The organism is Algibacter sp. (assembly GCF_049667265.1).
GTDB lineage: Bacteria > Bacteroidota > Bacteroidia > Flavobacteriales > Flavobacteriaceae > Algibacter_B.
In genome coordinates, this window is the sequence record NZ_JBATHX010000307.1 from 1 (window position 1) to 4,956 (window position 4,956).

The 4,956-nt window shown below is 30.4% G+C and carries 6 protein-coding genes, 1 tRNA gene and 1 pseudogene; 3 read left to right on the forward strand and 5 right to left on the reverse strand.

What is annotated here, in order from left to right; translation table 11 throughout:
- Window positions 1-238, forward strand: a pseudogene (locus WBN21_RS11055) (galactokinase); the annotation flags it as partial.
- A 76-nt stretch (window positions 239-314) separates the two neighbouring features.
- Here the strand turns inward: WBN21_RS11055 and WBN21_RS11060 are convergent.
- Window positions 315-388: transfer RNA gene (locus WBN21_RS11060), tRNA-Met, on the reverse strand.
- A 130-nt stretch (window positions 389-518) separates the two neighbouring features.
- Here WBN21_RS11060 and WBN21_RS11065 point away from each other — a divergent pair.
- Both WBN21_RS11065 and WBN21_RS11070 read left to right on the forward strand, forming a co-directional pair.
- Complete coding sequence (locus WBN21_RS11065; protein ID WP_424200245.1) at window positions 519-911, forward strand: START-like domain-containing protein; 393 nt, start codon at window positions 519-521, stop codon at window positions 909-911.
- Between the two features lie 62 nt (window positions 912-973).
- Window positions 974-1,816 (forward strand): aminotransferase class IV, encoded by an 843-nt coding sequence (locus tag WBN21_RS11070; protein ID WP_424200247.1) that lies wholly within the window; start codon window positions 974-976, stop codon window positions 1,814-1,816.
- On the opposite strand, the gene WBN21_RS11075 is transcribed toward WBN21_RS11070, so the two are convergent.
- The 4 genes from WBN21_RS11075 to WBN21_RS11090 form a co-directional block, all read right to left on the reverse strand.
- A complete protein-coding gene (locus WBN21_RS11075; RefSeq protein ID WP_424200249.1) occupies window positions 1,813-2,373 on the reverse strand; it encodes a YqgE/AlgH family protein in 561 nt (186 codons plus the stop codon). The genes WBN21_RS11070 and WBN21_RS11075 overlap by 4 nt on opposite strands.
- 121 nt (window positions 2,374-2,494) lie before the next feature.
- Window positions 2,495-2,767 carry an HU family DNA-binding protein gene (locus tag WBN21_RS11080; RefSeq protein ID WP_290856160.1) on the reverse strand — a complete coding sequence of 91 codons (273 nt, stop codon included), beginning with the start codon at window positions 2,765-2,767 and terminating at the stop codon, window positions 2,495-2,497.
- Window positions 2,768-2,954: 187 nt separating this feature from the next.
- A complete protein-coding gene (gene fmt / locus WBN21_RS11085; RefSeq protein WP_424200252.1) occupies window positions 2,955-3,902 on the reverse strand; it encodes a methionyl-tRNA formyltransferase in 948 nt (315 codons plus the stop codon).
- A partial coding sequence (locus WBN21_RS11090) for a RecQ family zinc-binding domain-containing protein (protein ID WP_424200254.1) occupies window positions 3,899-4,956 on the reverse strand: 1,058 nt, incomplete at its 5' end. The genes WBN21_RS11090 and fmt, both read right to left, overlap by 4 nt.

A 4,956-nucleotide genomic window follows, 5' to 3' on the forward strand; every position in this document is an offset into this window, starting at 1 on the left:
ATATAAAGTAAGTTGTGAAGAACTAGATTTTCTAGTTCAGCAAGCTAAATTAAATGGCCAAGTTTTAGGAGCAAGAATGATGGGTGGAGGCTTTGGTGGTTGTACTATTAATATAATTTCTAAAGGTGCTGCTGATTCTTTTAAAACAAATGTTTTAAAAGAATACAAGTTAAAATTCAATAAAAATTGCTCTTTCTGTTCGGTTAAGCTCTCTAATGGAACACATGTAATAAATTAGAGATGCATAGTTTTTATTATGGTTTTAAAATAAAAAAGTCGAAGATTAATCTCCGACTTTTTGGTTACTTTCTTTGTAGCGAGAGGGGGGCACGATCCCCCGACCTCCGGGTTATGAATCCGACGCTCTAACCAACTGAGCTACCTCGCCTAATTTAAGGCTGCAAATATAAAAACAATATTAATGTAAGCAAACAGAACTTAGGTAAAATATTTTTAAAAATTGTTGTTATTCTTATCAATTAATGTATATATTGAGCAACATAAATTTAAAAGTACTTATGGCCGATAAAGTAAAATTTGATATTGAATTTCCAATACAAGCCTCACCTCAATTATTATATCAATATGTTTCGACACCATCAGGATTGTCTGAATGGTTTTCAGATAATGTAAATTCTCGCGGCGAATATTTTACTTTTATTTGGGACGATAGTGAAGAAAAAGCGAAACTTTTAAATAAAAAGAGTGGTGAAAGAATTAAATTTAGATGGGTTGAAGATGAAGAAGATGATCAAACCTATTTTTTTGAAATAAGAATTCAAGTTGATGAAATTACTAAAGATGTATCTTTAATGATTACTGATTTTGCTGAAGAAGATGAAATTGAAGAAGCCAAAATGCTTTGGGAAAATCAAATTTCTAGTTTAAAACAAGTATTAGGTTCGGCCTAATTTTTAATAGTATAATTTAAATTATATTTGTCCCGCTTTTAATTTATTAGCGGGATTTTTTTATGATAAATTTTAACGGAACTCTTTTAAAAGAAAACAATATTTTATCCTTTCAAAACAGAGGATATTCATATGGTGATGCACTTTTTGAAACTATAAAAACCAGCTACGGGAAAATCTTGTTTTGGGAAGATCATTATTTTAGACTCATGGCATCGATGCGTATTTTGCGCATGGAAATACCAATGAATTTTACAATGGAATTTTTGAGTGACGAGATTCATAAAACGTTAGAGGCAAACCAATTAGAAAAATCATCAGCTAGAGTAAAATTGATGGTGAATAGAAATGAAGGTGGTTATTACAATCCTGAAACTAACGATATTAGTTTTATTATCTCAGTAAAACCAATTCAAGAAGATTTTTATATTTTAAATACTGATTTTTACGAAGTTGATTTATTTAAAGATTATTTCATTGCACCTGGTTTGCTCTCCACATTAAAAACCAATAATAAAGTGTTAAATGTAATTGGAAGTATTTACGCTAAAGAGAACAACTTAAATAACTGTATACTTTTAAATACAAATAAGCATGTTATTGAAGCGCTTAATGGTAATATATTTTTAGTAAACGGAAATGTGATTAAAACGCCTCCTATTTTAGATGGTTGTTTAAAAGGCATTATGCGTACCCAATTATTAAATATTATAGATGCGTTACCCGATTATGAAATAGTAGAAGAGTCTATTTCTCCATTCGAACTTCAAAAAGCTGACGAAATGTTTGTTACAAATGTGATACAAGGTATACAGCCAATAAGTAAATACAGAAAGAAAATGTATACTAATGAAGTCTCTAAAATGTTACTTCAAAAATTAAATGTAAAAATAAGACTAAGTTAGTTAAAGCTCGGGTTTTCTGGAGCGTTAGACCAAATGCTGTATTCGCCACCAAACTCTAGCATTTTTTCCTTCCAGAAAGTTTCATAATCTTTTTCGATTATATTTTTCTTGTAAATGTTTTTGGTAACTACCCAAGAATTTGCTTTTAATTCACTTTCTAATTGACTTGAATCCCAACCGGAATACCCAAGAAAAAACCGTATATCATTTTCTTTTATCGTATCATCCTGAATTAATTCTGCAACCTTTGAGAAATCGCCTCCCCAATAAATACCTAATGAAATTTCGATACTATCTGGAATTAAATCGGGAATTTTATGAATAAAATATAGATTATCTTGTTCAACAGGACCTCCATTGTAAACTTTAAATGTGGCTTCAACCTCTGGTATTAAATCGTTTATGGTGTAATCAAGTGGTTTATTAAGAATAAATCCAATAGAACCTTCAAGAGTATGATCTGCTAATAAAACGATGGATCTGTTAAAAGAAACGTCGCCAATAATTGCAGGTTCAGCGATTAATAAATCTCCTTTTTTGGGTTTTGTTGTCACCATATTTTGAGTAATTAACAACTAAATCTAATATTTATTTATTAAACATGCAACTGTTTTAATAAGATATAAAAAAAATGCCTTCATAAAATGAAGGCATTTTCGATATTAATTTACTGATTAACTAGTTTACTGCACTTGCTAAATCAGATCCTGCTTTAAACTTAACAACGTTTTTAGCTTTAATTTTGATTGTTTGTCCTGTTTGAGGGTTTCTTCCGTCTCTTGCAGCTCTTTTAGAAACTGACCAAGAACCAAAACCTACTAAAGAAACTCTGTTACCTTTTTGTAAAGCACCTTCTATTTCAATAATAGCACATTCTAAAGCTTTTTTAGCAGCGGCCTTAGTAATTCCTGCATGTTCTGCCATTGCATCGATTAAATCTGTTTTGTTCATAATATAAAAGTTTAATTATTAATAAAAATGGTTAAATATTTTTTTAACCTCTACAAATTTATACGGATTATGCAATCACACAAGTAATAGCAAGGGAAAAACGCCGTTTTGTTGATAACTCAAGGCATTTGTTAATAAAGGCAATGCATTTCGTCGATTATTTACAAATATCAATGAGAATAAGGGTTTACAGCATTTTAGCATTTGCTTCAAATGTATATCCATTTAATAAGGATTTTATGTCCATCGTACGCTTTCCTGGTAGCTTTATTTCTTTAATTTTAATGTATCCATTTGTAACTGCAACTTTTAATTCATTTTTTGATGCTTCTATTGTACCAATGTCTTTTGAATGTATAAAAGATTCCTTTTCGGCGGCATATATTTTTATGTCTATTTCATCATTGCCGTTAATTAATGTACACCAAGCAGCAGGATACGGGCTTAATCCTCTAATTTTATTGTAAATATTATCTAAAGAATCATTCCAATTGATTTTACAATTGTCTTTATTAAGCTTATAAGCGGTTTTGATGTCTTTAATTTCCTTTTGAGGAGTTGTTGATGCCTTTTCTTTTTCAATTAAAGCAATAGTCTTTAAAACTAATTTACTTCCCATTCCCATAAGTTTGTCATGTAAACTTCCAGCGTTTTCATTTGATGCGATTTCAGTCTCTTCTTGCAAAATCATATCGCCGGTATCAATTTTCTCATCAATAAAAAAGGTAGAAACCCCAGTTTTGGTTTCTCCATTAATTATAGCCCAATTAATTGGCGCAGCACCGCGATAGTTTGGTAAAAGTGACGCGTGCAAGTTGAAAGTGCCATATTTAGGCATTTGCCATACTACTTTTGGTAACATTCTAAATGCCACAATAACTTGAAGATTTGCATTTAGTAATTCTAATTCATTTAAAAAAGCTTCATTTTTTAAATTGGTAGGTTGTAAAATATTTAATCCTTCAGATTTTGCATATAGCTTTACTGCACTTTCATGTAATTTACGTCCACGACCTGCTGGTTTATCTGGCGCTGTAATAACTCCAACAATGTTGTATTTGTTTTCTACCAAAGTTTTTAATGTAGCGACGGCAAAATCTGGCGTGCCCATAAAAACAATTCTTAAATCCCTCATGTATGGCTTAATTTATATGTGTTTGCTGGTGTAATGGTTATAATTTGATGTTCCATAAGCAATTTCAAAACGTTTTTTAATTCGGTTTCAGAACATTTTATTTGACTGCTTAGATTTCTCGAAGATTGATCACCAGTTTCTAATATTTCAATTACTCGATTTTTAATAGTCTTTATATCTTGTGGTGCTTTGCTTTTTTTTGAATTTATACAAACCGAACAAATTCCGCAAGGTTTCATTTCTTTTTCACCAAAATAGGCGAGGAGTTGCATGCTTTTACAAACCGAATCGTTTTCAACATAACGAAGCATCGCTTTTACTTGTTGCTGCTTTAATTTATTTTGTTGCTCTATTATAGAAGCGATTCTGTTTATAGTTTTATCATCTTCTCGTGGCTCGATAAAAGTAACTTGTGCATCAGTTTTAGCTAAATTTAGGCTAATTATGGCATCATGTTCCAATTGCTGTAAAGTATTTACTAATGTACTTTCGGTTACCGAAGCTTTATCAATAATTTTACCTAAATCAATTTTTGTGATATGATCAAAAATACCACCATACATTCTAAGTATCGATTTTACGATAATGGCATATTCCTGATGTGTTTCTAAATAATGAAAGAGTGCATTGTTTGATATAATAAATTGCACCGTTACCTTATTCTTAAACTGTTTTGATAAAGTTATAACACTATTTCTGTCTAATATTAAAAGCGCATTATAGCATAAAATTGAACTAAATTCATAAGTTTTGCAAAAGGTATTAAAATCAAAATCAAAGGTTAGATATTCACCTTCGCCATAGGATATTTGAAAATAGTTGCACAATTTTCGATATACTTGTTTAACAAAATCTACAGTAGGTAAAACACCTAAAAACTGATTTTTCACTAAAACTTCATCGCTATTATTTTTTAAGATTACGGCAAATGCTTTGTCACCATTTCGCCCAACTCTTCCTGCTTCTTGAAAATAACTTTCTATACTTTCTGGTAAATTTAAGTGAATAACCGTTTTTACATCAGGTTTATCAATACCCATACCAAATGCATTGG